This window comes from Thermococcus sp. (assembly GCF_027023865.1).
Classification (GTDB): Archaea; Methanobacteriota_B; Thermococci; order Thermococcales; family Thermococcaceae; genus Thermococcus.
Window position 1 is genome coordinate 22118 of record NZ_JALVUC010000011.1, and the last position, 22354, is coordinate 44471.

At 52.3% G+C, this 22354-nt stretch carries 23 protein-coding genes; 12 read left to right on the top strand and 11 right to left on the bottom strand.

The genetic code is table 11. The features are described 5' to 3' along the window. Window positions 1-38: 38 nt before the first annotated feature. Window positions 39-1313, bottom strand: a complete 1275-nt coding sequence (locus tag MV421_RS03185) for a TIGR04013 family B12-binding domain/radical SAM domain-containing protein (RefSeq protein WP_297418516.1) — start codon at window positions 1311-1313, stop codon at window positions 39-41. 72 nt (window positions 1314-1385) lie between these two features. Continuing rightward, window positions 1386-1589: an archaeal histone HpkB gene (gene hpkB, locus MV421_RS03190; RefSeq protein ID WP_297418519.1), complete on the bottom strand. Its 204-nt coding sequence runs from the start codon at window positions 1587-1589 to the stop codon at window positions 1386-1388. Window positions 1590-1979: 390 nt separating this feature from the next. Here hpkB and rbcL point away from each other — a divergent pair, with 390 nt between their 5' ends. Next, the gene (gene rbcL, locus MV421_RS03195) at window positions 1980-3314 is read left to right on the top strand and encodes a type III ribulose-bisphosphate carboxylase (RefSeq protein ID WP_297517819.1); all 1335 of its coding nucleotides are present in this window, start codon (window positions 1980-1982) and stop codon (window positions 3312-3314) included. 96 nt (window positions 3315-3410) lie between these two features. After that, window positions 3411-3992: a thymidine kinase gene (locus tag MV421_RS03200; protein WP_367184476.1), complete on the top strand. Its 582-nt coding sequence runs from the start codon at window positions 3411-3413 to the stop codon at window positions 3990-3992. Here MV421_RS03200 and thrC read toward each other — a convergent pair. After that, complete coding sequence (thrC, locus tag MV421_RS03205) at window positions 3972-5153, bottom strand: threonine synthase (protein ID WP_297503361.1); 1182 nt, start codon at window positions 5151-5153, stop codon at window positions 3972-3974. The genes MV421_RS03200 and thrC overlap by 21 nt on opposite strands. A 109-nt stretch (window positions 5154-5262) precedes the next feature. Here thrC and MV421_RS03210 point away from each other — a divergent pair, with 109 nt between their 5' ends. Both MV421_RS03210 and MV421_RS03215 read left to right on the top strand, forming a co-directional pair. Further along, entirely contained in the window at window positions 5263-5856 is a 594-nt protein-coding gene (locus MV421_RS03210; RefSeq protein WP_297418953.1) for an ArsR family transcriptional regulator, read from the top strand. 78 nt (window positions 5857-5934) lie between these two features. Beyond that, on the top strand, window positions 5935-6666 hold the full coding sequence (locus MV421_RS03215) for a helix-turn-helix domain-containing protein (RefSeq protein WP_297418950.1): 732 nt from the start codon (window positions 5935-5937) through the stop codon (window positions 6664-6666). Here the strand turns inward: MV421_RS03215 and MV421_RS03220 are convergent. Continuing rightward, window positions 6663-7451 carry a 4-phosphopantoate--beta-alanine ligase gene (locus MV421_RS03220; RefSeq protein WP_297418956.1) on the bottom strand — a complete coding sequence of 263 codons (789 nt, stop codon included), beginning with the start codon at window positions 7449-7451 and terminating at the stop codon, window positions 6663-6665. The two genes, MV421_RS03215 and MV421_RS03220, sit on opposite strands and share 4 nt — an antisense overlap. Before the next feature lie 210 nt (window positions 7452-7661). On the opposite strand from MV421_RS03220, the gene MV421_RS03225 reads away from it, so the two are divergent. After that, on the top strand, window positions 7662-8510 hold the full coding sequence (locus MV421_RS03225; protein WP_297517822.1) for a sulfide/dihydroorotate dehydrogenase-like FAD/NAD-binding protein: 849 nt from the start codon (window positions 7662-7664) through the stop codon (window positions 8508-8510). Then, window positions 8511-9932, top strand: a complete 1422-nt coding sequence (gltA, locus tag MV421_RS03230; RefSeq protein WP_297418944.1) for an NADPH-dependent glutamate synthase — start codon at window positions 8511-8513, stop codon at window positions 9930-9932. Between the two features lie 12 nt (window positions 9933-9944). Here the strand turns inward: gltA and MV421_RS03235 are convergent, their stop codons facing one another. Further along, entirely contained in the window at window positions 9945-10412 is a 468-nt protein-coding gene (locus MV421_RS03235; RefSeq protein ID WP_297418941.1) for a hypothetical protein, read from the bottom strand. Between the two features lie 301 nt (window positions 10413-10713). Between MV421_RS03235 and MV421_RS03240 the strand changes: the two genes are divergently transcribed. Both MV421_RS03240 and MV421_RS03245 read left to right on the top strand, forming a co-directional pair. Then, a complete protein-coding gene (locus tag MV421_RS03240) occupies window positions 10714-11484 on the top strand; it encodes a type IV toxin-antitoxin system AbiEi family antitoxin (protein WP_297517825.1) in 771 nt (256 codons plus the stop codon). After that, the gene (locus tag MV421_RS03245) at window positions 11481-11897 is read left to right on the top strand and encodes a nucleotidyl transferase AbiEii/AbiGii toxin family protein (protein WP_297417221.1); all 417 of its coding nucleotides are present in this window, start codon (window positions 11481-11483) and stop codon (window positions 11895-11897) included. The genes MV421_RS03240 and MV421_RS03245 overlap by 4 nt, the downstream gene beginning before the upstream one ends. 270 nt (window positions 11898-12167) lie before the next feature. On the opposite strand, the gene MV421_RS03250 is transcribed toward MV421_RS03245, so the two are convergent. Further along, entirely contained in the window at window positions 12168-12632 is a 465-nt protein-coding gene (locus MV421_RS03250; protein ID WP_297417218.1) for a YiiX/YebB-like N1pC/P60 family cysteine hydrolase, read from the bottom strand. A 1172-nt stretch (window positions 12633-13804) separates the two neighbouring features. Here MV421_RS03250 and MV421_RS03255 point away from each other — a divergent pair. Next, on the top strand, window positions 13805-14704 hold the full coding sequence (locus tag MV421_RS03255) for an MBL fold metallo-hydrolase (protein ID WP_297417215.1): 900 nt from the start codon (window positions 13805-13807) through the stop codon (window positions 14702-14704). Window positions 14705-14738: 34 nt separating this feature from the next. On the opposite strand, the gene MV421_RS03260 is transcribed toward MV421_RS03255, so the two are convergent. Further along, complete coding sequence (locus MV421_RS03260; protein WP_297417212.1) at window positions 14739-15485, bottom strand: hypothetical protein; 747 nt, start codon at window positions 15483-15485, stop codon at window positions 14739-14741. A gap of 316 nt (window positions 15486-15801) precedes the next feature. Between MV421_RS03260 and MV421_RS03265 the strand changes: the two genes are divergently transcribed. Continuing rightward, window positions 15802-17028: a nicotinate phosphoribosyltransferase gene (locus MV421_RS03265; RefSeq protein WP_297417293.1), complete on the top strand. Its 1227-nt coding sequence runs from the start codon at window positions 15802-15804 to the stop codon at window positions 17026-17028. 17 nt (window positions 17029-17045) lie between these two features. Here the strand turns inward: MV421_RS03265 and MV421_RS03270 are convergent, their stop codons facing one another. From MV421_RS03270 to MV421_RS03280, 3 genes are all read right to left on the bottom strand, one after another. Beyond that, the gene (locus MV421_RS03270) at window positions 17046-17249 is read right to left on the bottom strand and encodes a ferredoxin (RefSeq protein ID WP_297417209.1); all 204 of its coding nucleotides are present in this window, start codon (window positions 17247-17249) and stop codon (window positions 17046-17048) included. Between the two features lie 129 nt (window positions 17250-17378). Next, a complete protein-coding gene (locus MV421_RS03275) occupies window positions 17379-17915 on the bottom strand; it encodes a metal-sulfur cluster assembly factor (RefSeq protein WP_297417290.1) in 537 nt (178 codons plus the stop codon). Window positions 17916-17977: 62 nt separating this feature from the next. Next, a complete protein-coding gene (locus tag MV421_RS03280) occupies window positions 17978-18718 on the bottom strand; it encodes an ATPase (RefSeq protein ID WP_297417206.1) in 741 nt (246 codons plus the stop codon). A gap of 106 nt (window positions 18719-18824) precedes the next feature. Between MV421_RS03280 and bpsA the strand changes: the two genes are divergently transcribed. Both bpsA and MV421_RS03290 read left to right on the top strand, forming a co-directional pair. Continuing rightward, window positions 18825-19880 carry a N(4)-bis(aminopropyl)spermidine synthase gene (gene bpsA, locus MV421_RS03285; protein WP_297503381.1) on the top strand — a complete coding sequence of 352 codons (1056 nt, stop codon included), beginning with the start codon at window positions 18825-18827 and terminating at the stop codon, window positions 19878-19880. After that, window positions 19877-20539, top strand: a complete 663-nt coding sequence (locus MV421_RS03290; protein WP_297417202.1) for a nucleotidyltransferase domain-containing protein — start codon at window positions 19877-19879, stop codon at window positions 20537-20539. The genes bpsA and MV421_RS03290 overlap by 4 nt, the downstream gene beginning before the upstream one ends. Window positions 20540-20542: 3 nt before the next feature. Here the strand turns inward: MV421_RS03290 and MV421_RS03295 are convergent, their stop codons facing one another. Further along, window positions 20543-22330, bottom strand: coding sequence for a prenyltransferase/squalene oxidase repeat-containing protein (locus MV421_RS03295; protein WP_297417199.1), 1788 nt, complete (start codon window positions 22328-22330; stop codon window positions 20543-20545). Between the last annotated feature and the right edge of the window lie 24 nt (window positions 22331-22354).

A 22354-nucleotide genomic window follows, 5' to 3' on the forward strand; every position in this document is an offset into this window, starting at 1 on the left:
ACCGGATGGATTTTTGAAAAAGTGCGTAAAAAAATTACTCAACAAACGTTTCTCATAGGGATAGTGTGGCTCATTGGCTCCTCGTAGAACTCCTCCATCAACCTGCGGAGCTTTTTTGAGAGTTCTATTTGAACCCCCCATGAACCCTCGATTTTGCCCTCTGCCGCCATCCTACCCAAGAACTTCTTCATTCTGTCACTGAGCGGTGAGGGCTTACAGCGCGACCAGGGGGTTCCCGGCAGGGGCATGAAGTAGTGGGCCCTGACTTTGCCCCCTTTGTTCATAATCCACTTCATCAGCTCGATGCTCTCTCTCTGGCTCTCCTCAGTCTCATTTGGTAGACCCACGATGAAGTCAACCACCGGCTCGAAGTCGTACTCCAGCATGTACTCAATGGCCCTCTGCACGTGTTCCACCTTGTGAAGGCGGTGCATTGCCCTGAGCATCGCGTTGTCCCCGCTCTGCGCGCCTATGGCCAACCTTCTGTTGTCCGCGTAGTCGATGAGGAGCTCCAGTGTCTCAGGTAGGACGAACTCTGGCCTTACTTCACTCGGAAAGGTACCATAAAAAAGCCTCCTGCCCTCTTTCCTCAGCGGCTGAAGTGCCTTAAGAAGAGCTTCAAGCTTGTCCAGCTTCAGTATCGCCCCGGGACTTCCATATGCAAAGGCGTTCGGCGTTATGTATCGCATGTCCTTCATCCTTTTAGAGTACTTCACGATCTGGTCAATCGGCCTGTGCCTCATTCTGAACCCCTTAATGTACGGCGTCTGACAGTAGTAGCAGCCGAAGGGACAGCCACGGGTAATCTCTATTGGGGAGATCAGGTGGGCGCTTTCAGGATAGGGTGGAAAGCGCCAGAAGTCCTCCACTTTAGCAAAGCCCGTAAAAACGAACTCTCCGTTGAGATAGAATGCTAGACCGTTGATACCGAGAAGGTCTTTGGTGATTTTATAGTCGGTTCCCTTAAGCGTTCTGAGGAGTTGATGGAGAACCTCCTCGCCCTCACCGATGACGGCTATATCAAAGCCGAGCTGGTTGAGGGTGTATTTGGGCATCGCTATCGCATGGTAGCCACCGGCAACAAGAAGTGCTCCCCTCTCTCTGAGGAGTGTAACCTCCCTTGGGAGGTCGCCCCATATCTCCTCGGTGAAGAAGGAGTAGAGGACGGCCCTGGGTTTTGCTTGTAGGATCTCTTTGAAGTCCTTCGTTATGAGAAGCTCGCTCAAATCGAACCCCTGACTCTCCAGAGCACCGAGAAGGTGAACGAAGGCGTTGTGGTTCCTCTTTGTCATTCTGACAGCTATCTCTGGCATGACTGAAGGATCGGGGAGGGAATTTAAAACCGTAACGGAACAAAAACGGGAAGTGAAAAGCCAAGAAGGCCCTCAGGCCTTGATGGCGAGTTTTATGTCCTCGGCCTTGACGGTCTTCCTGCCAGCGTGGTGGGCAAGGTCGACCGCCTTCTTGGAGATCTCAAGGGCCTTGTCCTCAAGGTGCTCGGCGAGGAGCTTGGCGGCGTCCTCACTAACGCGGGCGGCACCGGCCTTCCTTATAAGCCTGTCAATCGGGGCAATCGGCAACTCAGCCATTTTCCCAACCTCCTAAACGTTGTTTTGCAGGTATCTGCGTTCTATTTTAAGAGTAAAGGTCTATATAAACTTTTCGGAAAAGAGGGCTTCTCGACCCTATAATCCACCTTTTTTGAATGGGCCTCCGAGAAATTGAGCAACCTTGACCTCTGCCCTTTGGGATTCCCCATGCTCCCCTTTGTGGGATGATACAAAAACCATCATTTGTCCTTATCCCCTCTGGTTCTCAGTTCTCCAGCCGTTGTTTGTGGTTCCGTAGAAGATGCAGGTGGGTAAAGCAGTATATTAAGAGCGTTTTGTAATCAGTTCTGACCATAAATGTCATATTTATGAACCGCAGGGTTTTTATACGGGTTGTCCCAACCTGAGGGTTACCAGGGAGGTGAAAGCATGGTGGAGAAGTTTGATGAGATATATGACTACTACATTGACAAGGGTTATGAGCCCAATCTAAAGAGGGATGTCGTGGCGGTTTTCCGTGTTACCCCTACCAAAGGCTACACGATTGAACAGACGGCCGGTGCCGTCGCCGCAGAAAGCTCGACCGGAACCTGGACGACCCTTTACCCATGGTACGAGAAGGAAAGATGGGAGGACATGTCGGCCAAGGCCTACGAGTTCACGGACATGGGCGATGGAAGCTGGGTAGTTAAAATAGCTTACCCTGAACATATCTTTGAGGAGGGTAACATGCCAGGTTTCCTTGCGAGCGTTGCTGGCAACGTTTTTGGAATGAAGCGCGTTGAGTGGCTCCGCCTCGAGGACCTTTACCTCCCCGAGAGGTTCCTCCGCAACTACCCCGGACCGAACTTTGGTATCAAGGGCGTCAGGAAGAAGCTTGAAATATATGACCGGCCGCTCTACGGTGTCGTTCCGAAGCCGAAAGTTGGCTACTCCCCAGAGGAACTTTACAAGCTTGCCTTTGACCTCTACACCGGCGGAGCAGACTATGTCAAGGACGATGAGAACCTCACCAGTCCATGGTACAACCGCTTTGAGAAGAGGGTCGAGGTCATCACCAAGGCGATGGAGAAGGCCGAGAACGAGACCGGCGAGAAGAAGACTTGGTTCGCCAACATAACTGCCCCAATACTCGAGATGGAGCAGAGGCTTGAGCTCCTTGCCGACTACGGTGTTCCCCACGCGATGATCGATGTGGTAGTCCTCGGGTGGGGCGTTCTTGACTACATCCGGGAGCTGGCAGAGGACTACGGTATAGCGCTCCACGCCCACAGGGCCATGCACACCGCCTTTGCCCGCTACAAGTACCACGGTATCTCGATGTTTGTCCTGGCCAAGCTCTACCGTGTCATCGGTGTTGACCAGCTCCACGTCGGAACCGCTGGCGCCGGTAAGATGGAGGGTGAGAAGTGGGAGGTTGTACAGTACAAGAGGATAATCACCGAGGACCACTACGTTCCTGACGAGAACGACGTATTCCACATGGAGCAGAAGTTCTACCACATAAAGCCCGTCTTCCCGACCAGCTCCGGTGGCCTGCACCCAGGCAACATCCAGCCGGTTATAGATGCCTTAGGAAAGGATATCGTCCTTCAACTCGGTGGCGGAACCATGGGTCACCCTAACGGACCTAAGGCTGGGGCTATGGCGGTCAGGCAGGCCATAGATGCCATTGTGCAGGGGATCTCACTTGATGAATACGCCAAGACCCATAAGGAACTCGCTAGAGCCTTAGAGAAATGGGGACATGTCACCCCCGTCTGAGGCTCTGACGGTTTTTTCATTTCATCTTCGTCTTGTGTTCAACTTCTCTTCCGTAGGTGATTTTAATCCAAATTCATTTCTTAAAGCGGTGATTCAATGATTCATCCAGGTGGAATCCTTGAGGTCATAACCGGACCGATGTTCGCTGGGAAGACAAGTGAGCTGATAAAGAGGATTGAAAGACAGGCCTACGCTAAGAAAAAGGTTGCCCTCTTCAAACCGAGCATAGACGACCGCTATTCAAGGGAAGAGGTCGTTGCCCACAATGGATTGAGGTATAGGGCCTATGTAGTCCCGACAAGTAATGAAGGAGTTGAGGAGATAGCGAGGCTCGTTAGACGGGGGAGGTTTGACGTTGTAGGGGTAGATGAGGTTCAATTCTTTCCTGCGAAAATAGTCAAAACGCTAAATAATCTAGCCGATTCTGGGATTTACGTCATAGCAAGTGGCCTGAACCTTGACTTCAAAGCCGAGCCGTTTCCCGTTATGAGGGAACTCCTCGTTAGGGCAGACAACGTGGTTTATCTTACTGCGGTCTGTACGGTTTGTGGACGGCCTGCAACGAGGAGTCAGCGTCTCATAGACGGGAAACCTGCTCCTAGGGACTCGCCTGTTATACTCGTTGGTGGAAGGGAGAGCTATGAGGCTAGGTGTAGGTTACACCATGAGGTCCCCTGAGAGAACCTTCTCCCATGTCTTCACGTCCTTGAGGCCGTGGCCAGTTGCAACGACAACAACGGTTTCGTCCCTTTCTATTATCCCCCTCTCGCGCATCTCCTTTGCCAGGGCCAGGGATGTTGCCGATGACGGTTCAACGAAGATTCCTTCCCTTCCGAGTAGCAATCCTGCCTCTGCAGTCTCCCTGTTCGTAACCGTATCAAGGTGGCCATTGCTCTCCTTTATGGCCTTCATAACGTTCTCGCCATCAACAGGTTTTTTGACGGCTATGGCACTCGCTATTGTAGGAGCTTTCTTCCTGATTTTCTCTATGGGCTGTCCAGTTTTCCATGCTCTTACGATGGCATCGTAACCCTCTATCTGAGCCCCTGCAATCCTCGGAAGGCTCTCTATAAGGCCGACCCTGTAAAACTCTTTAATGCCCTTCCAGATGGCCCTTAGATGGGTTCCAGCTCCTATCGGAACAACAATCCAGTCAGGAACGTTGTAACGTAACTGGTCGAGGATTTCAAAACCGGTGGTCTTTTGTCCCTCGACGCGGTAGTGGTAATTGCCCGTCAGGTAATACCCCTCTTCTATGGCTTTCCTTTCCGCCTCGGCCAGGGCCTCGTCGTAAGTCTTTCCGAAGACCTCGACCTTGGCACCGTACATCCTCGCCTGTGCCAGCTTCTCCTCTGGAGTCCCCTCTGGAACGACTATTGTGACCTCGAGTCCTGCCTTGGCACCGTAGGCGGAAACGCTGGCCGCCATGTTGCCGGTTGAGGCCACTATGACCTTCCTAGCGTGGAACTCAAGGGCCTTGGTTATCTCGACGCTTGAACCCCTGTCCTTGAAGGCTCCGGTTGGATTCTCCCCCTCGTATTTGACGTAGAGCCTGCCAAAACCGAGCTTTTCCTCGAGGCGCTTGAGCCTGTAGAGCCTTGTTCCTCCCTCGTTGAGGGTTACGATTCTTTTGAGGTTTGAAACTGGCAAAAACATCCAGTACTTCCACACGTGTGGGGTTTCCCTGAACCAGGGGTCGTCGTCTTCGATGAGGTTCGCTATGTCATCGTAATGGTAGGTAATGTCAAGGGGGGCACCACATTTGGGACACTTGTAAATCCCCGAAGCAAGAGGAAATTTGGCACCGCAGTGAGTGCAGACTAACTTGGCCTCGAACATGTATATCACCCTGTTTACGTAGTGGGAGGGGTTTTTAAACTCAGCTTTTTAACCGAAAAGGTTTAAAGGATATTTTCTAACTCTAGGTTAGAGAAAGGGAGGTGAGACGGTGGAATCAAATAACATGGGGAATTTGCTTGACGTTCTCGGCAATAAAACGAGAAGAAGGATACTCGTACTGCTCACAAAGAGGCCATACTTCGTGAGCGAGCTGAGTCAGGAACTCGGAGTCGGCCAGAAGGCCGTTCTAGAGCACCTCAGGATACTTGAGGGAGCAGGTCTTATAGAGGGTAGGGTAGAGAAGATACCCAGAGGGAGACCGAGAAAGTATTACATGATAAAGCGCGGCTTCCGCATGGAGGTTCTCCTCACGCCCTATGCCTTCGGCACGGAGATGTACGAGCCTAGGAAGCCTAGGCAGACGGCCGAGTACAGCCGCGCAAAAGACCTTATAAAATCCACCGAGCCAGCGGAGGAGAAGATAAGTGAGCTTTTGGCCTTTCTCCACGAGATAGAAGCGAGGGTAGACGAGCTAATAATGGCAAAGCAGGAGCTTGAGGAGGTTCGCCTTCTGACCGAGACGTATATAGAGAATCTCCTCCGAAGGATATCCATGGAGAACGAGCGCGAGTTCGAGGCACTCCTCAGGAGGTTCGCTCCGAGGCTTCCCCGTAAGATATTGGATGACCTCAATGACTTTTAGGAAGTCTCTGGAGGGGACGAGCGACGGGAGTTAGGCAATTGCCGAAAAGCTTATAATGATTGACGAATATCCCCCATCATGCTTGAGAAGGAGAAAGAAGCCCTGGCGAAGAGGATAGCAGGTGAGATAACCCTCTCCTCCGACCCGGGAAAGACAATGCGGAAGTGGCGTGAGATATTTGGAATCAGTCAGACGGAACTCGCGGATTACCTTGGTGTTTCTTCTTCTGTTATCAGCGACTACGAAGGCGGCAGGAGGAAGAGCCCCGGCGCTTCTACTATACGAAAGTTCGTCGAGGCCTTGATAGACTTAGACGAGAAGCGTGGAGGAAACGTCATACGAGCCTTCAGCAAGACCCTCGCAGGAGAGCTTCCAACGAGTGCCATCCTTGACATCAGGGAGTTTTCCCTCCCGATCACGATAAAAGACCTTGTCGATGCGGTCAAGGGCGACGTCGTTGCCAACATTCACCTCCTCGACAGGCGCATCTACGGCTACACCGTCGTCGACAGCATCAGGGCTATCCTCGAGATGAGCAGTGAGGAGTTCCTCAAGCTCTATGGCTGGACAACGGAGAGGGCGCTGGTCTTCACAAAGGTAACAACAGGGAGGAGCCCCATGATAGCGGTGCGCGTCCAGGGGCTTAAACCGGCCGTTGTAGTTCTCCACGGTGTTAAGAAGCTCGATGAGCTGGCGGTGAAGCTTGCAGAGCGCGAAAGGGTTCCCCTCGTTGTCTCAAAGCTCTCCAACGAGTCGGATCTTATAAGTGCCCTCAGGAAGCTCGTGGAAAAGACCGAGAGGGAAGTTTAAACTTCCAGCTCCTTCCTCTTCCAGACGCCGTCTCCAGCGAGCAGGGTTAGTCTGTTCTTTATGTGGACCAGAACATCGTTCAGCGTCTTTCCGTTGTCGTACTCCTTGATTATCCCCAACAGTTCCTCCCGACTGTAATCCTTCATCTCCCTCGCGAGTTCCGTCATCCTCGGGTATGCTCTGACGATGTTGTCAACTATCGTTATGTCTGCCATCCTCGCGGAGCGGGAGAGGGGGTTGAGGTCGATCGTTATCACGAACTTGCCCATTGCCACTAACGCTTCGGTTCTATCCCCATCCTCCAGCGGGACGACAACGACATCTGCCTTCCAAATTCCTCTCTCATCCACCTTCCCGCGCTCGTGCTCTAAACCCGGGATTCTCTTGGTTGGATTTGTTCCAAGGAGATCCACTTCAGGGTCGTACTTCCTGAGCTCCTCGGCGATGGCCTTAACGCGCTCCTCCGTGCGGTAGAAGAGGTTTATCTCAAGCTTCGCCCCCAGGGCCTTTGCGAGCTCTATCGTCTCCTCTGGAACCAGCGCGGCCACGTTCCCGTTCACCGAGATAACGGGGTACTTGGCTAAGAGAAGCTTCGCTACTGCCGCCCTCATGGCCCTCTCAGCAGGCTCTACCGTTTTCTCCCCTATTATGTAGTCGAAGGCCTCGCCGCGACCGTGGGCTATCAAACCGGCCTTGGCGGTCATGCCCTTCTCCATGCCCTCGATGATCTTCTCTCTGTAATACAGACTCCAGTAGCGAGGGTGACTCTTCGGTATCTTTATCATCCTTACCACCGCTATCCCCTTGGTGATACCCCCCTAAAAATCTTCCTAACGGTAATACAGCAATACGGCGCCAGAACTGGTCTCTAAAGAATGCTTTCCTATCTTTTTTCAAGGAAGGGAGTTCTGAACCTTTGGTTTAAAAAACCCATATAACCCTGGAGTGCAAAACCTCTGGTGAACAGAGTTATTCATATGCATAGGTGATGTACCATGGGGTATAGGATTACGGCAAAGACCGATTTGAGTCCGATTGATTATTTTGTCGAGGTCGAGGCGCCCCACGTGGCGAAGGCCTGGAAACCCGGTCAGTTCGTGGTTTTCATAACCAACGAGAAGGGCGAAAGGGTTCCAATGTCAGTCTACAAAGCAGAGAACGGAAAAATTGGAATGTTCATCAGGAAGCTTGGAAAGAGCAGCATGCAGCTCTACTACGAGTTTACCGTTGGGGACGAGCTTTACAGCATGGTGGGCCCGCTTGGAAAGCCAATAAAAGTAAAACACTACGGGAATGTCGTCTTCGCTTCCGACGCCGTCTGTGGACAGGCCGAGAACTACGCAACGCTGAAGGCGATGAAGGAGGCCGGAAACTACACGATCTCGATACAGAGCTTCGAGGACGCCGCTAAAGTCTATCCCGAGGAGTTCCTCGCGAAGCCTGTTGCTGACGAGTACTACCTGACCACCGACGACGGGAGCGTTGGGATAAAGGGGAACTACCTCGACGTGGTTAAGGAGCTCATTGAGAAGGACAAGGGGGACATAATATTCGCAGGCGGAAAGCTCGGGACGCTTGCAAAACTCGCCGAACTCACCAGACCGTACGGAATCCCGACGATAACGACCGTGAGGCAGATAATGGTCGACGGAACCGGGATGTGCGGTTCCTGCAGGATACTCTACGGCGGTGAGGTAAGGTTCGCGTGCAGGGACGGACCAATGTTTGACGCCCACAAGGTCGACTGGGAAGACGTTCTGAAGAGGGCCAACCGCTTCCTCGAGCAGGAGAAGCTGGCCAGAGAACGCTATCTCGAGGAGCTCCGCGCCAGGGGGGTGGTCTGAATGCCGAAGCTAATCAAGGAGAGGGTTCCCACTCCGGAGAGGCCGCCAGAGGAGAGGGTTAAGAGCTTCGTCGAGGTTAACTTAGGATACACGTTTGAACTCGCCAAGCAGGAGGCCGAACGCTGCCTCCAGTGCCCCGTCGAGTATGCCCCCTGCATCAAGGGCTGCCCGGTTCACATCAACATCCCCGCCTTCATAGCCAAGATAAAGGAAGGGGACATCAAGGAGGCGCTCAGGATAATCTGGAACGACAACACACTCCCTGCGGTTACGGGAAGGGTCTGCCCGCAGGAGGACCAGTGTGAAGGGGTCTGTGTGGTCGGAAAGGTCGGAACCGCCGTTAACATCGGCAAGCTCGAGCGCTTCGTTGCTGACTACGCCCACGAGCACGGCATAGAGGAGGAACTCCTCGAGGAAATGATAGCGGGCAAGGAGTGCGGAAAGGGCAGGGTGGCCGTCGTCGGTGCAGGTCCTGCCGGACTCACCTGCGCCGGTGAACTGGCCAAGATGGGCTACGACGTGGCAATCTTTGAGGCCCTCCACAAGTCGGGAGGGGTTCTAACCTACGGCATACCCGAGTTCAGGCTGCCGAAGAGTATCGTTGAGAAGGAGATCGACAAGCTCAGGAAGCTCGGCGTTAAAATCCTCACCGACCACGTCGTGGGGAAGACGGTAACACTCGAGGAGCTCCTTGGAGAGTACGACGCCGTTTTCATCGGAACGGGTGCGGGGACGCCCAGGCTCCTCAACATCCCCGGAATACTCCTGGGAAGGATTTACAGCGCGAACGAGTTCCTCACTAGGATCAACCTCATGAAGGCCTACGAGTTCCCAGAGTACGACACCCCGATAGCGGTGGGGAAGAAAGTCATCGTCATAGGTGCCGGTAATACCGCGATGGATGCAGCCCGCTCCGCCCTGAGGCTTGGAAGCGAAGTTACCATAGCCTACCGCCGCGGTAGAGAGGACATGACGGCCCGTATCGAAGAGATAGGCCACGCAGAAGAGGAGGGTGTGAAGTTCGAGTTCTTCCTCAACCCTGTGGAGTTCATCGGCGACGAGGAAGGCAAGGTCAAGGCGGTGAAGTTCGAGAAGATGAAGGCTTTGGACGAGAGGGACAAGCGCGGAAAGAGGAAGATCGTCGGAACCGGCGAGTACGTGACTCTACCCACGGACACAGTCATCATAGCGATAGGCCTTGAACCGAACAGGATAATCACCGAGGAGGCGACCGGCCTCAGGGTCAACCCCAACGGAACTCTCGTCGTTGATGAGAACCTTATGACGAGCATTCCGGGAGTCTTCGCGGGTGGCGACGCGATAAGGGGTGAGGCGACCGTCATCCTCGCCATGGGCGACGGAAAGAAGGCAGCAAAGGCGATATGCGACTACATTGAAGAGAGGAGGAAAGCCAGCGCTTGAGCCTCTTTCATTCTACCATTCCCTTTTTCTGCTCCCTATGAATAGACCCGTCTTTAGGTAAGCCATGTACTCGTCGTGGGCAAACTTTAAGCTGAATGCCTGCGTCTCCTCCGGCGAGAGCCACTCAACCTCCTCAGGAATGCCTTCCTGCCAGACGTAAACGAGACCGTCTCTGTCGCGCGCTATCAGGAGGGTGTGTAGGGGCTTTTCAAGCTCCTGGGCAAGCTTTACCTCCCTTCCAACCAGTGAGGTGAACTTCCCGAGGGGCGCTACCGCCACGAATATCTCCGCGTCCTTTATCCTGCCGCTGGTGTCACGCAGGCCGTAGTCCGAGGGCACTAGGATGTTGTTGGAGCCAAGTTTTTCATCTATGATCTCAAGGATTGCTTTCTCGGTCCTCGTATGATATAGGAAGGTAGGTTCGCTCAGGTAGACGAACGGTCCGTGGCGCTCCTTCTTCCTCCTCAGAAATCCGAGCATACAACCACCTCAGGTGGGGATAAAACTTCGTCATCGCTCACTCCGTAGGGATGACACTCATCATCGGTTCGCAACTCAAATCTCCCTTCTAAGGCCTTCTTTCGGCCAAAGGAGACTTTTCCGAGGAGTGGGTGTCATCGGTTAAAGGTGCCCCATCATCCCACCCCTTCGAAAGTGCTCTAGAAAGGGGGGTTAAAAGGTTTTGCCGTTCCGCCGATAGTTTTCAGGGTATGCTTCCAAAACCTTTATATTCAAAAATTCTTATTTTTATCCGGTTATATTGGGATTATGGTGAGAAAATATGAATACCATGGGGATCTTGAGGCGGCTCTCTGAATTGGGGGATGTATTCACAAAGAAGGAAGCTCAAGAGAAGCTCGGCATGAGCACGAAGCAGTTAAACTACTACCTTGAAGCCCTCCTTAGAGAGGGATTTCTCAGGAGAGTCACCAAGGGCATCTACACGCTCTCCCTAGAGCCTGGGAGGACCTCTTCCCCCCACGAGTTCGTTTTGGGGCAGTTGTTAGTGCCCAACGGAGCGGTTGCCTACTGGTCAGCCCTGAACTACTATGGAATGACCGAGCAGATCCCAAGAACGGTTTTCATCCAGACACCAGTAAAGAAGGACTACCGGAAGCTCCTGATCGTCGACGGCAAGAGGTTTAAGGTGATCGTAGTCAGCCCTGAGAAGTTTTTTGGAATCAGTACCATACGTCTTGGACGCAGAGAGGTCCGGATAACAGACCCGGAAAAGACGATAGTGGACTGTTTGGACAAGCCCAAGTACTGCGGGGGGATAATCGAGGTTCTTAAGGCCCTCAAGAACGCGAGGCTGGATTATGAAAAGCTGCTGGAGTACGCCGAGAGGATGAAGAGCAAGGCCGTTCTGAAGCGTTTGGGATTTTTGAGTGGGAGGCTGGGGCTTGGGATTGAGAAGGAAATCAGACTTTCTGAAGGGGACCGGAAGAGCTTTGCACTCCTCGACCCTTCAATGCCCCCTGAAGGTCGCTTTAACTATCGGTGGGGCCTTCGGATCAACGTTCCGGATGATTACTGGGAGGAGGTAGAATGATTGAGGAGGAGATAAAAGTCCTGAGTTCCGAGCTTGGGGTTCCGGTCTCTACCGTTGAGAAGGACTATGCTATAAGCTGGATGCTCTACGGTCTCTGGAAGTCAAAGTTTTGGAGGGCACTGGCTTTTAAGGGAGGTACCTGCCTGAAAAAGGCTTACTCCCCGGACTACAGGTTTTCTAAGGACCTTGACTATACTCTTCTTTTGGAGGAGCCGAGTATAGAGGAGGTTCGAGCTAAAATAGCCGAAGCCGTTGAAGCGGCCAGTGAAGGGCCCCTTCAGTTCCTGGATTTTGAGCTGAGGCCGAGATACGGAGTAAGGCTTTTCAAAGGGGAGCTTCTTGGATTTGAAGTTCGGATTCCGCTTAGAGTGCTCAGCAGAACCGGAAATCCGCGGGAGCGGCTACGTTGTTAACATACCCTCAAAGCTGGCCCTCTGGACATTTATTAGAACCAAGGTTTTTTGAGGGTGCCATTAGGGAAGTCATCTCACTGGTAAAAGACCCTGCCACGACCGGTGTAATGGACCTGGCCATCAGCAACTACTAGATGAGGATCGGACACTCTTGCGTACAGAGGTATTGCATTGGTGTAGAATTGAAGTGGAATACAATATTCTGGATCCAAAAGTTGAATATCCTTAGGATCTCTCAAACTTAATAGATTCAAAAAAGAGAGGGAGGCTTTAGATCCCATTGTAATAAACAACGTAAGTCCAGTTGCTGTCATAAACCTCGGTCGGAGCCACCGCGTAACCATACTCCCAGCTCCAGCTAGGGTTAGGATCAAGGTTTACTTGTCCGTTGCTTGCAGCCATGTAAGCCGCCCACACTAGTTGAGAGCAGTAATACTTATCATCATAAACCTTCGGCTTGCTGAAAAAGTCCCAATTGTATGACTTTCCAACCTGAGCCAGAGCAAACTGGACAGCAGCTTCTTTAATAGCATCACTCACAGCAACCCTCTCAATGGCAACAGTTTCATATCTCGTCAGGAAAGTACTAAACGTGGTCACGTGAACTCCAGTACTCGGCTCCGCCTCGACAACGAGCCAATCGTTGTAATAATCACTCCATCCAACAATCATGCCAACATGATCCCAGTAACCTGGAATTAGTGAGGCGAGCCCTGAGGAGTCATGTCCAAACACTAAGTCACCCACTTCAACGTTGGTTGGGTATGGTGTGTGTAAGAGCCCGTCCCTGAGCTAAAGCTAAGCGCTGAAGCGAACCCTGCACTACTGACCATTCCCAATACCATCAAGACCAAACCAAGCACGGTCAAACGCTTCATATGAACCACCTCAAAAACCAAATAAAGAAAAAACTAATAATAAATCTAACGGTTTTAACAACCGTCCGTTCTAATTAGTAGCTTCTGGCCTTCCTCTAACCCAAAGGAGGAAGGGTTTCAGTGAGTGACCCTACTTTGCTCTTTAGGGGGTTAGGGCTTTTTCTAAAATCCTCCGTATAAGCCACTGCAAGAGTCTTCAAAAAACTCTGGCAACCCCTCAACAAGCCAACAAGACCCAACTTCTAATCGACCACCCGTTTGTACTCTTGCTTCCCTTTATGATTTGCATTCTGACCCACTTTTTGCACTTTAATCCTATGTGAGAGACTCACGTATCTTACAGGGTGGGTGCCTGGTTGTAGCGTGCAAGATTGTGAAAAAAGAGTGAGTGCACTGCCCCGACGTTTCAGCATTTTCTACTTTAGTTTTTTGTGAACAAATTAGAAGGGCACACTTCCGACTCAAGTGCCCTTAATGTGGAACAATATACGTGAGAAACTCACGTATGTTATAGTGGGTGGAGAGTATCACAGTATCAGAAGTATCATCTAGTGTCAGTAGTATCATTTCATCACTCCCCCACGTTCCATCCCTTGCATAGATGTGCCTCATTATCTATATTAAAAACATAGATAATCGTGAACAGTTTAGAAAAGCACATGAGTATCCCTCTTTTTTAAATCTCACCCCTTAGGACTGGAGGAGGTTCAGTTTTTCACTAAAACCTATTGAAAGGGCAAGACTTTCAAAAGAGAAATGTAAACCTCCTCACTATTTAATCCCCACTCCTCCCATTAAGGCTTTCAGAGAGGCAGTCAAGCTTTAACCAGCCTATCATTGTTGCCCAAAATAACTTCAAGGGTATCAGTGCAGATAACCAAACACAACCTTTTCTCACATCTTCCAGCAGAGAGATTGCACTCCTTTTTAAGATAATATAAAAGGATATCACATCGACACTTCTCAGTGATCAACTCAATGATGAGCAGACCTTATTAAGGTTTAGCCCGAAAATACCCCGGTGATAAAATGCGTGTTATCCACCTCGCCTCGGAAAGCCTCGGCGTTAGGAGCTTAGCTACCTTCGTCGAAGCCTCTGGTTTAAAAATCTTCATAGATCCTGGCGTCGCCCTCGGCCCGAAGCGATACGGCCTTCCACCGGCGAAGGCGGAGCTCAACGCCCTCCACCAGATGAGAAGGAAGCTCCAGGGCTACGCTAAAAGGGCCGATGTTGTGACCATCTCCCACTACCACTACGACCACCACACGCCCTTCTTTGAGGGCCTCTACGAGAGCTCAAGTGAGGAATACGCGAGGGAAATCTACGAGAACAAGCTCCTCTTCATCAAGCACCCGCGGGAGAACATAAACTTCAGCCAGAGGAAGAGGGCATGGGCCTTTCTCAAAAACGCTGAGCCGATAGCGAAGAGAATAGAGTTCGCCGATGGGAGGAGCTTTGACCTCGGCGGGGTTACGCTGGAGTTCTCTCCGGCGGTTCCACACGGAAGCGAGGGATCGAAGTTGGGCTTCGTCGTGATGGTTTTAATTGATGATGGCTCCGAAAGGGTGATTCACGCCAGCGACATACAGCTCCTGAACCGCAAATCCGTCGAGTGGATAGTCGAGAAGAACCCAGACTTGCTCATAACCGGCGGGCCACCGACTTACCTTGGCCCGAGGGCTGCTGGCGCCTGGGAAACCGGAGTCAAAAACCTCAATGAGATAATCCGCGAGACGGACGCGGAAATAACCCTCGACCACCACATCATCAGGGACAAGCGCTACCCGGGGTTCTTCGATGAGCTGGAGGAGAGGCCTAAAACGTTCGCGGGCTACCTGAAGGTTGAGGACAGGCCACTCGAGGCATATCGAAGAGAGCTTCACAGGATTGAAAAGGGAGAGAGGATGCGGACGTGCCTTCAGGGGTAAGACTAGTTTACATCCCAAAGATGATTCGCTAGGGTTACCTCTTCACAAGTAGGAGCGACGCTTCCTTTCTCTCTTCGGAATCCTTCTTAAAGAATCCGAAGTGCACCGTGTACAGGCTCCCCTGCATCCTGCAGAGCCGGTCTTTCCCACCATCGATGAGGAGGAGGTAGTTGCCCGCAGTGAGGTAGGGCACGATTAGGGTGGAAAGTTCAGTGAAACTCGCCTTACAGGTCTCGTTCCCGATCCCCACCATGTAAGTACTGTAGGGTATCCCTGTGTAGGTTACCGTTCCCCTCGTCCAGTTGGAGGGGGTTAACCTGACTGCTATATTGTTCACCCTGAGGATATTGGGTGAGAACTCTACGTCCCCATCGCAGTCGGGGTCATTGTAGTCATAGACGGAGAGGACAACGTAATTGTAGGTCGCGTTGCCAACCCGGATGACCGTCTCATTTATAACCGTGGAATTGCTGAGCAATAAGAGGGAAATGTTAGACAGTGACCTTAAGACGTTCTCATTCCCTTCCCTGGATGTTGCGACACGATAAAGGGCCCTGACCTCTTCGAGTTCGCTCTTCATGAGATCCACAGCGAGCCTGTAGGAGGGATCTTTAAGCGTTACATTGTGTGCATTGTTAACGAGAGTCAGGTTTTCCCCAGCTGGACATGCAACGGGCTTCAGCGGGATGCTCGGGGTACTCTTATGGCCGTGAGCACCTATGCAACCTGCCGTGAATACCACCGCTATTAGGAGGAGAGGGAGAAGTTTTCGGGAGAGCATACGATCACCAGAGCTCGTAGTTTCCGGGATAGTGAGTGCCATCTACTTTGTATCCTATGTACAATCTGCCTGGAAGGAAGGGTTTTATTTCTATACTATTCCATAAATTCTTTGGAATATCTCCGTAGTTGCCTCCCTCATATACAAAGGCATGTGGTCACAAGACAGGCCCCCATCCTTCAACAAACCAATTTACATTGTTTGTTATATTTAAACATTTTGACTCGTTATGAGTAGTTTATTCCACACTACGAAATGGTATCATTTGCCCAGAAACCCTTTAAATCCAGAAATATAATCAACCCTGGTGATTAAAATGCGCGACTTCTACATCGCTCATGAAGAGGATATAAAAACCGGGAAAACGACGGACGTCTATTTCATCAGGACGAGGAAAATCCTCGAGGAAAAGGGCATCCACAGGAAGGTCTTCGCCGACGTGACTACCACTTCCCTCCCCAACGGATGGAAATGGGGTGTTCTTGCTGGAGTAGAGGAGGTGGCAAGGCTATTTGAGGGAATGCCCGTCAACATCTACGCTATGCCCGAAGGGACAGTATTCCACCCCTACGAACCAGTTCTTCAGATTGAGGGCTACTATAAAGAGTTCGGGATCTATGAGACTGCCTTACTCGGGATGCTAAGCCAGGCGAGCGGGATAGCGACGGCCGCACTTAGAACCAAGATAGCGGCAAAGTTCAAGCCTGTTTATTCCTTTGGAATAAGGCACATGCACCCGGCGATAGCCCCAATGGTTGACCGCTCTGCCTTCATAGGCGGCTGCGACGGCGTCTCCGGCGTTTTAGGGGCTGAGATGATGGGGGAGAAGCCCGTCGGTACGATGCCGCACGCCCTCATCATAACGGTCGGCGACCAGGTGAAGGCCTGGAATTACTACGACGAGGTTATGCCGCCGGAGGTTCCGAGGACAGCACTCGTTGATACATTCTACGACGAGAAGTTCGAGGCGCTGATGGCCGCTGAAGTCCTCGGCGAGAGACTGAACGCGATAAGGCTGGACACACCAAGCTCGAGGCGCGGCAACTTCAGGAAAATCATTGAGGAAGTCCGCTGGGAGCTTAATCTAAGGGGCTACGACCGGGTTAAGGTACTCGTCTCCGGCGGCCTCGATGAGGAGAGCATAGCGGAAATAGCCGATATTGCGGATTCTTTCGGTGTTGGCTCCAGCATAGCGAGTGCCAAACCAATAGACTTCTCCCTTGACATAGTTGAAGTGGAGGGTAAGCCCATAACGAAGCGTGGGAAGCTCAGCGGGAGGAAACAGATTTATCGCTGCGAGAACGGTCACTACCACCGCGTTCCGGCCAACAAGAAGCTTGAGAAGTGCCCGATCTGCGGGGCGAAAGTAGAGCCTCTCCTCAGGCCGCTCATAGAGAACGGTGAAATAGTCGCGGAGCTACCGAATGCAAGAGAGATAAGAGAATACGTCCTTGAACAGGCCAAGAAGTTTAATTTAACGCTCGATACAATCCCACGGGATACCAATTCAAAAATCCTCAAGAAACATTTACACTCGATATGAAGGAAAAGGAGGGGGCTTCAAGCCTCCTCTATGTGGATGCAGCTGACCGGGCAGGCCTCAGCGGCCTCGGTAGCGCAGTTGTAGAGGTTCTCGTCCTCGATAACCTCAACGACCGTGTGGCTCTTGCCGTCGTCCCCCATCTCGAAGACGTCCGGGCAAAGGCTTGCGCAGATGGCATCTCCAATGCAAACGTCCTGGTCAACCGAAACCTTCCACGCCATGGAACATCACCGCCTTTAGATGAGCTCGGGGCAATATAAAGTTTTCGACGGGGAAAAGGCCCTTCAGGGCAAAGATCGTTGAAAGAAGGATTAAAAACACCCTTAGTGAACAGAAAAATGCAGAATGGGTCAGTAGAGACCCAGCTTCTTCTTGTACTCCGGGCTTATCCTGTCGGGCGTCCAGGGGGGGTCGAAGGTGAGCTCTATCTCCGCGTCCTTAACGCCTGGGATCTCGAGTATCTTGTCCTCCACAGCGCGAAGGATCCACATCGTCATTGGACAGCCCGGAGTGGTCAGCGTCATCTTAACATAGACCGTGTTGTCGGGCCTGAGCTTCAGCTCGTAGATGAGGCCAAGGTTTACGACGTCGACACCTATCTCGGGGTCTACAACATCCTTGAGCTTCTCCCATATAATGTCCTCGGTGAGCTGAACGTTCTCGTTTACGGTGGTCTTTTCCTCGCGCTCGCGGTTTATGGTTATGAGTCCAACTCCCTCGAGCTTCCCAATCTCCGAGTGGAGCTTTATGAGGACGTTGTCTATGTCCGGCGTATCCTTTGCGAGGGTCACCGTCACGTTGCCCTTATCGTCCACCCCGATGGATTTGATAAACCTCTCGTCAACTATTCCCTTAACGACCTTTTCGACATCTTCTTTCGTGACCATAATCACCACCCAGCCGGAGTTGGAAAAGACAAATTTAAACCTTTTGGGGCAGAAGTGTGTATCTAAGACGATAGAATGTCCTCTATAATTTTGACCGCCATCTCCGGCCTCAGCGCCCTCGCCCTCGTCTCCCTCAGGACGCGCTGAATCCCGTAGCGCTTTATTGCAGGATTGTTCCTTGCCGCGAGCTTCCAAAGGGGACAGCCAAAGTTGAATTCGTAGCGCCCTCCAATTATCTCTATGATTTCACCCTTATCGAGCGCCAAAAATGCCGGAAGGTTGAGGATTACGAGTTCTCCTTTGTGGTAGATCGATATTAGCCCCGAGCTTAGGAGGTCACCGCTCGCGAGAATCTTGACGCCAAGCTCAAGTGCTTTCCTCTCAACTGCTCTCATGACCATCGTGTGACACCGCCCACATATCGGCGCCCTCTTCTTCATTAGACCTTCCATCTCGTCGGCGTATCCCCGAATTTCCACGAAAACCGATTCCTCCTTTGTTGCCTTTTCTATCTCTCTCTCGGTCATCTGTGGGAGTCTTGCAGTTATAGGAACCACATCAAAGCCGGCCCAGCGAAGGATTTTGAGTGAGGCAGTACTGTCAGAGCCTGCCGAGAACGCGAGTGCCATTCTTACCTCCATTGGGGAGCGCTCGAACTCCTCACCGGTGAGGCGGTACTCCAGGAGGTCCTTAAGGCGAGAATACACCCTCTCCCCGATTTCCTCCCTAACCCGCTCAAGGGCCTCGTGGTTGTATTTGAGGCGGTAGCGCTTGATGAAGTCGTCTCCAATTGGGTGTATCATCTGAGGCCAATCGTGGGTGGGCTTATTAAACCTGCCGCTAGGAAAACCTTAAAAGAAGCCCACTCTAACCCCCTTCACGAACGAAATCCTTCTGGAGGTGCTTGCTATGATGGAGATAGTTGAGAGCGTTAGGGAGAGGACGAACATTCCCGTTTACGAGAGAACGGTCGAGAACGTTCTGAGCGCGATACTTGCGAGCGACGATATCTGGCGTATAGTGGATCTCAGCGAGGAGCCACTTCCTCTCGTTGTGAGGGTCATAACGGTCCTTCATGAGATGGGCTACGTTGCCTTCGATGGGTCGAACGTCGTCCTTACCGAGAGCGGGAAGAGGCTGGTGGAGAAATACGGAATCGGAGCAAGGAGAGATTACACCTGCTCCCACTGCGGTGGGAAGACGGTCGAGCTTTCCGCCTTCGGCGACCTTCTGGGGCAGTTCAGGGAGATAGTGAAGGACCGCCCGCAGCCGAAGCACGATTTTGATCAGGCCTACGTTACGCCTGAGACGACCGTCGCTAGGATCGCCTTGATGCACACCCGCGGCGACCTCGAGAACAGGGAGGTTTTCGTCCTCGGCGACGACGATTTGACCAGCGTTGCCCTCATGCTCTCCGGCCTTCCAAAGAGGATAGCCGTCCTCGACATCGACGAGAGGCTTGTGAAGTTCATCGAGAGGACCGCGGATGAGATAGGCTATGATAACATCGAGATGTTCACCTTCGACCTGAGGGAACCCTTGCCCGACTATGCGCTCCACAAGTTCGACACCTTCATAACAGACCCTCCGGAGACGGTTGAGGCCATCCGCGTCTTTGTGGGGAGGGGTATAGCGACGCTTAAGGGACCGGGTTGTGCAGGCTACTTCGGCATAACGAGGCGCGAAAGCTCGCTCGACAAGTGGCGCGAGATGCAGAGGGTTCTCCTCAACGAATTCGGCGTTGTCATTACCGACATCATCAGGAACTTCAACGAGTACGTCAACTGGGGCTACGAGGAGGAGACGAGGGCGTGGAGGCTCCTGCCTGTGAAGGTCAAACCCTCCTACAATTGGTACAGGAGCTACATGTTCAGGGTTCAGACACTGGAAGGCTCAAAGGGCTTTGAAAAGAGGATACCCGTTGGGGACGAGCTTTACAACGACGAGGAAGCGTCGACCACATGATTGGCCTTATTGACTGCATCAGGCGAGAACTCGGCCGGGTTCCCGGCCTACACTCCCTAATTCTCTACGGCTCCCTCGTCAGAGGGGACTACCTCCAGGGGACGAGTGACGTTGACTTCTTCGCGGTTCTCGAAGACGGCATGGAGCCAGAGGAGGTACTCTCCAAACTACAGCCCGTCCTTGAGGAGTGCACTGAAGGCCTCAAACCCGTTGAGGTTGATATCGCTTGGGAGTGGCTCTCAAACCTCCGCGACCCGCTCAACCTCGGCTACCCCTACAAGTTCCTGACGGTTTACCAGGCCGATTTCAGGGAGAACCATCTCGTGGTTCTTGGTGAGGATATAACTGAACTCCTGCCCGAATACCGAGTTGAGGATATCCTCCCCGGAAGACTGGATGGCATTCTGAGAAACCTCGAGCGCTTCTCCGGAAACATGAAGATGCCCCACATCCTCGCGGGAGAGACCGCCAGGCTGATGGCGTTTCTCAACGGCTCGAGCCTGAGGAAAGGGGATGTCCTTGAGAAGCTCAAGGAGCTGGGGGATGAGGAGGCCGTCAGGGTTTACCGCTCCTATCTAGATGGGAGGAAAACAGAGTTTGATGGGGAGTTCTTGGTGGGGTTCGTAGCTTCCAGGGTGGAAAAACTGAAGAAAAAATGAAACTTATCTCTTTCTCTTTTTTGGCCTCTGTGGCTTCTTCGTTTGCTTTCCCCTCCATAGAACGACGGCAGCAATGGCTATCAGAATGCTCCCTGCGGTTATGTACGCGTACGCTTTTCCGCCACTGTTCTCCTTTTCCACGGATGGAACCGCCCTGAACCCGTTTACACGGTACGCTTTTATCACCAGCGGGTTCTTGGAGGGAAATATAACCACGTAGCCATCCAGTCCTCCAGTGTTCACTCCCCCCGTTGAGTTTCCTATGTACCTTGAGTCCTCCACCTCGAGGAAAGTAGCGTTCTTGAGGAAAACCCTGCCGCTCTCGATGTTCACCTCAGGTATATCCGCGTAGAGTAACCCTCTGAGGAACGAGAATCCCTTTTTGTAGACCTCACTGTTGGTGAGTCCCGCCTCCTGGAGGCCCAAGAGTGCCCGTGCGGTTGACGCTATCCCCGCGATTGAACCCTGCGTGTATGGGAACGCCCCAGTGGGATACTGCCGTTCTTTGAGCATACCAAGTGTTGTATTGAGCTCTTTTGCCATCCCGAACTCGCGGAACACCACCAGCGCCCGGGCGAGGGCGTAGGTTGGCACGCTGTAGTACATGGGCTTTCCCGTTTTAGGGTTCTTTGTGAGCATCCACGTGATGTTCCTGGAGAGATAGACAAGGGACTTGGAATAATTGTAGTTCACGTTGAGCTTTCTGAATACCCAGACCACGTACTCCGTGTTGTAGAAGTCCTTCCAAACCCCGTCTCTGTCCGTGGAGAGCAGGTAGCTGACCTCCTTTGAGTAGTTCTCCCCGAGGAGCGCCTTCACCCTCGCGGTCTCAGCAACCTGCCATGGAAGGAGCGCCGAGAGGTTGTCCGGTAGCCCGGGCTTGATGCCGCACTCCAGGTAGTAGCTAGCCAGAACGGCCTTTTCCCACTCTGTTCTCGGTTGTAGCTTCCCCATGTATGGGCAAGCTATCGTCTTTAGGTTTTCGAAGCCGTTTACTCTCGCAACGGTGAGGAGGTCAAGCACCCTGAAGTAGAGTTCTCCCCAGAATCCAAAGTGCTCCCTCTTCAACAGTTCCTCGCGGTACCTCTGGTTCCCAGTGGCGTAGAGCGCCATAGCTATCGCGATCGTGTCATCGCTTGTGAAGTTCTCCAGCTGAACCTTTCTTCCCAGGTATGCAAGGGCAAACGCCCTGTATGCCCTCAGGTCGCCGTTCACCTTCATGTTCTCAAGTTCGTTCACTTTTCCAAGTGCCAAGTAGCCGAAGATCCTCCCTTCATCCGTTCTGGGCTGTGCCGTCATTAACCAGCCGATCGCACGCTCTATCGCTTCCCCAACCTGCTTGTTCATCCCCGTGAGGTTCTTTAGTATATAGCCCTTCTTGAACTCCTTCAGAGCAATAACTGCTAAAGCTGTGTCGAGGTAGTCGTTCCACGAACCATCTGCCTTCTGCTTGTAAATGAGCCAGTATGCGGCGTTGTTTATCGTGTGGATGTATCTCCCGTGGGCGATGTTCTCACCCCTCATCAGGGCTAGCATAGCCATCGCGGTGTACTTTGCTTCCTCCTTCCCACCCTGGGAGTATCCCCATGAATTGAACGGGGTTCTTATTGCCATCAACCATTCACAGCCTTCCAGCACCCCTGTATAGTCGCCCGTCTTGTAGAGGGCCAGAACCGCGAAGGCCGTGTCCGGGACGGTTGGGTAATACGTGTACGGCTCGATTTTAGCCGAGACCGGCACCGATGATGCAATGAGCAGGATGAACAGCCCGATTACTAGAACCCTCCTCATTCAAACCACCTCAAGGAAGAAAAA

What these genes read in the sequence shown, in the direction of transcription:
- bpsA (WP_297503381.1), top strand. Translation starts at nt 18,825, where the DNA reads ATGATGGAGATAGTTGAGAGCGTTAGGGAGAGGACGAACATTCCCGTT.
- MV421_RS03295 (WP_297417199.1), bottom strand. Translation starts at nt 22,330, where the DNA reads ATGAGGAGGGTTCTAGTAATCGGGCTGTTCATCCTGCTCATTGCATCA.
- gltA (WP_297418944.1), top strand. Translation starts at nt 8,511, where the DNA reads ATGCCGAAGCTAATCAAGGAGAGGGTTCCCACTCCGGAGAGGCCGCCA.
- MV421_RS03255 (WP_297417215.1), top strand. Translation starts at nt 13,805, where the DNA reads ATGCGTGTTATCCACCTCGCCTCGGAAAGCCTCGGCGTTAGGAGCTTA.
- MV421_RS03280 (WP_297417206.1), bottom strand. Translation starts at nt 18,718, where the DNA reads ATGATACACCCAATTGGAGACGACTTCATCAAGCGCTACCGCCTCAAA.
- hpkB (WP_297418519.1), bottom strand. Translation starts at nt 1,589, where the DNA reads ATGGCTGAGTTGCCGATTGCCCCGATTGACAGGCTTATAAGGAAGGCC.
- MV421_RS03215 (WP_297418950.1), top strand. Translation starts at nt 5,935, where the DNA reads ATGCTTGAGAAGGAGAAAGAAGCCCTGGCGAAGAGGATAGCAGGTGAG.
- rbcL (WP_297517819.1), top strand. Translation starts at nt 1,980, where the DNA reads ATGGTGGAGAAGTTTGATGAGATATATGACTACTACATTGACAAGGGT.
- MV421_RS03275 (WP_297417290.1), bottom strand. Translation starts at nt 17,915, where the DNA reads ATGGTCACGAAAGAAGATGTCGAAAAGGTCGTTAAGGGAATAGTTGAC.
- MV421_RS03260 (WP_297417212.1), bottom strand. Translation starts at nt 15,485, where the DNA reads ATGCTCTCCCGAAAACTTCTCCCTCTCCTCCTAATAGCGGTGGTATTC.
- MV421_RS03220 (WP_297418956.1), bottom strand. Translation starts at nt 7,451, where the DNA reads ATGATAAAGATACCGAAGAGTCACCCTCGCTACTGGAGTCTGTATTAC.
- MV421_RS03240 (WP_297517825.1), top strand. Translation starts at nt 10,714, where the DNA reads ATGAATACCATGGGGATCTTGAGGCGGCTCTCTGAATTGGGGGATGTA.
- MV421_RS03200 (WP_367184476.1), top strand. Translation starts at nt 3,411, where the DNA reads ATGATTCATCCAGGTGGAATCCTTGAGGTCATAACCGGACCGATGTTC.
- MV421_RS03245 (WP_297417221.1), top strand. Translation starts at nt 11,481, where the DNA reads ATGATTGAGGAGGAGATAAAAGTCCTGAGTTCCGAGCTTGGGGTTCCG.
- thrC (WP_297503361.1), bottom strand. Translation starts at nt 5,153, where the DNA reads ATGTTCGAGGCCAAGTTAGTCTGCACTCACTGCGGTGCCAAATTTCCT.
- MV421_RS03225 (WP_297517822.1), top strand. Translation starts at nt 7,662, where the DNA reads ATGGGGTATAGGATTACGGCAAAGACCGATTTGAGTCCGATTGATTAT.
- MV421_RS03290 (WP_297417202.1), top strand. Translation starts at nt 19,877, where the DNA reads ATGATTGGCCTTATTGACTGCATCAGGCGAGAACTCGGCCGGGTTCCC.
- MV421_RS03185 (WP_297418516.1), bottom strand. Translation starts at nt 1,313, where the DNA reads ATGCCAGAGATAGCTGTCAGAATGACAAAGAGGAACCACAACGCCTTC.
- MV421_RS03235 (WP_297418941.1), bottom strand. Translation starts at nt 10,412, where the DNA reads ATGCTCGGATTTCTGAGGAGGAAGAAGGAGCGCCACGGACCGTTCGTC.
- MV421_RS03270 (WP_297417209.1), bottom strand. Translation starts at nt 17,249, where the DNA reads ATGGCGTGGAAGGTTTCGGTTGACCAGGACGTTTGCATTGGAGATGCC.
- MV421_RS03265 (WP_297417293.1), top strand. Translation starts at nt 15,802, where the DNA reads ATGCGCGACTTCTACATCGCTCATGAAGAGGATATAAAAACCGGGAAA.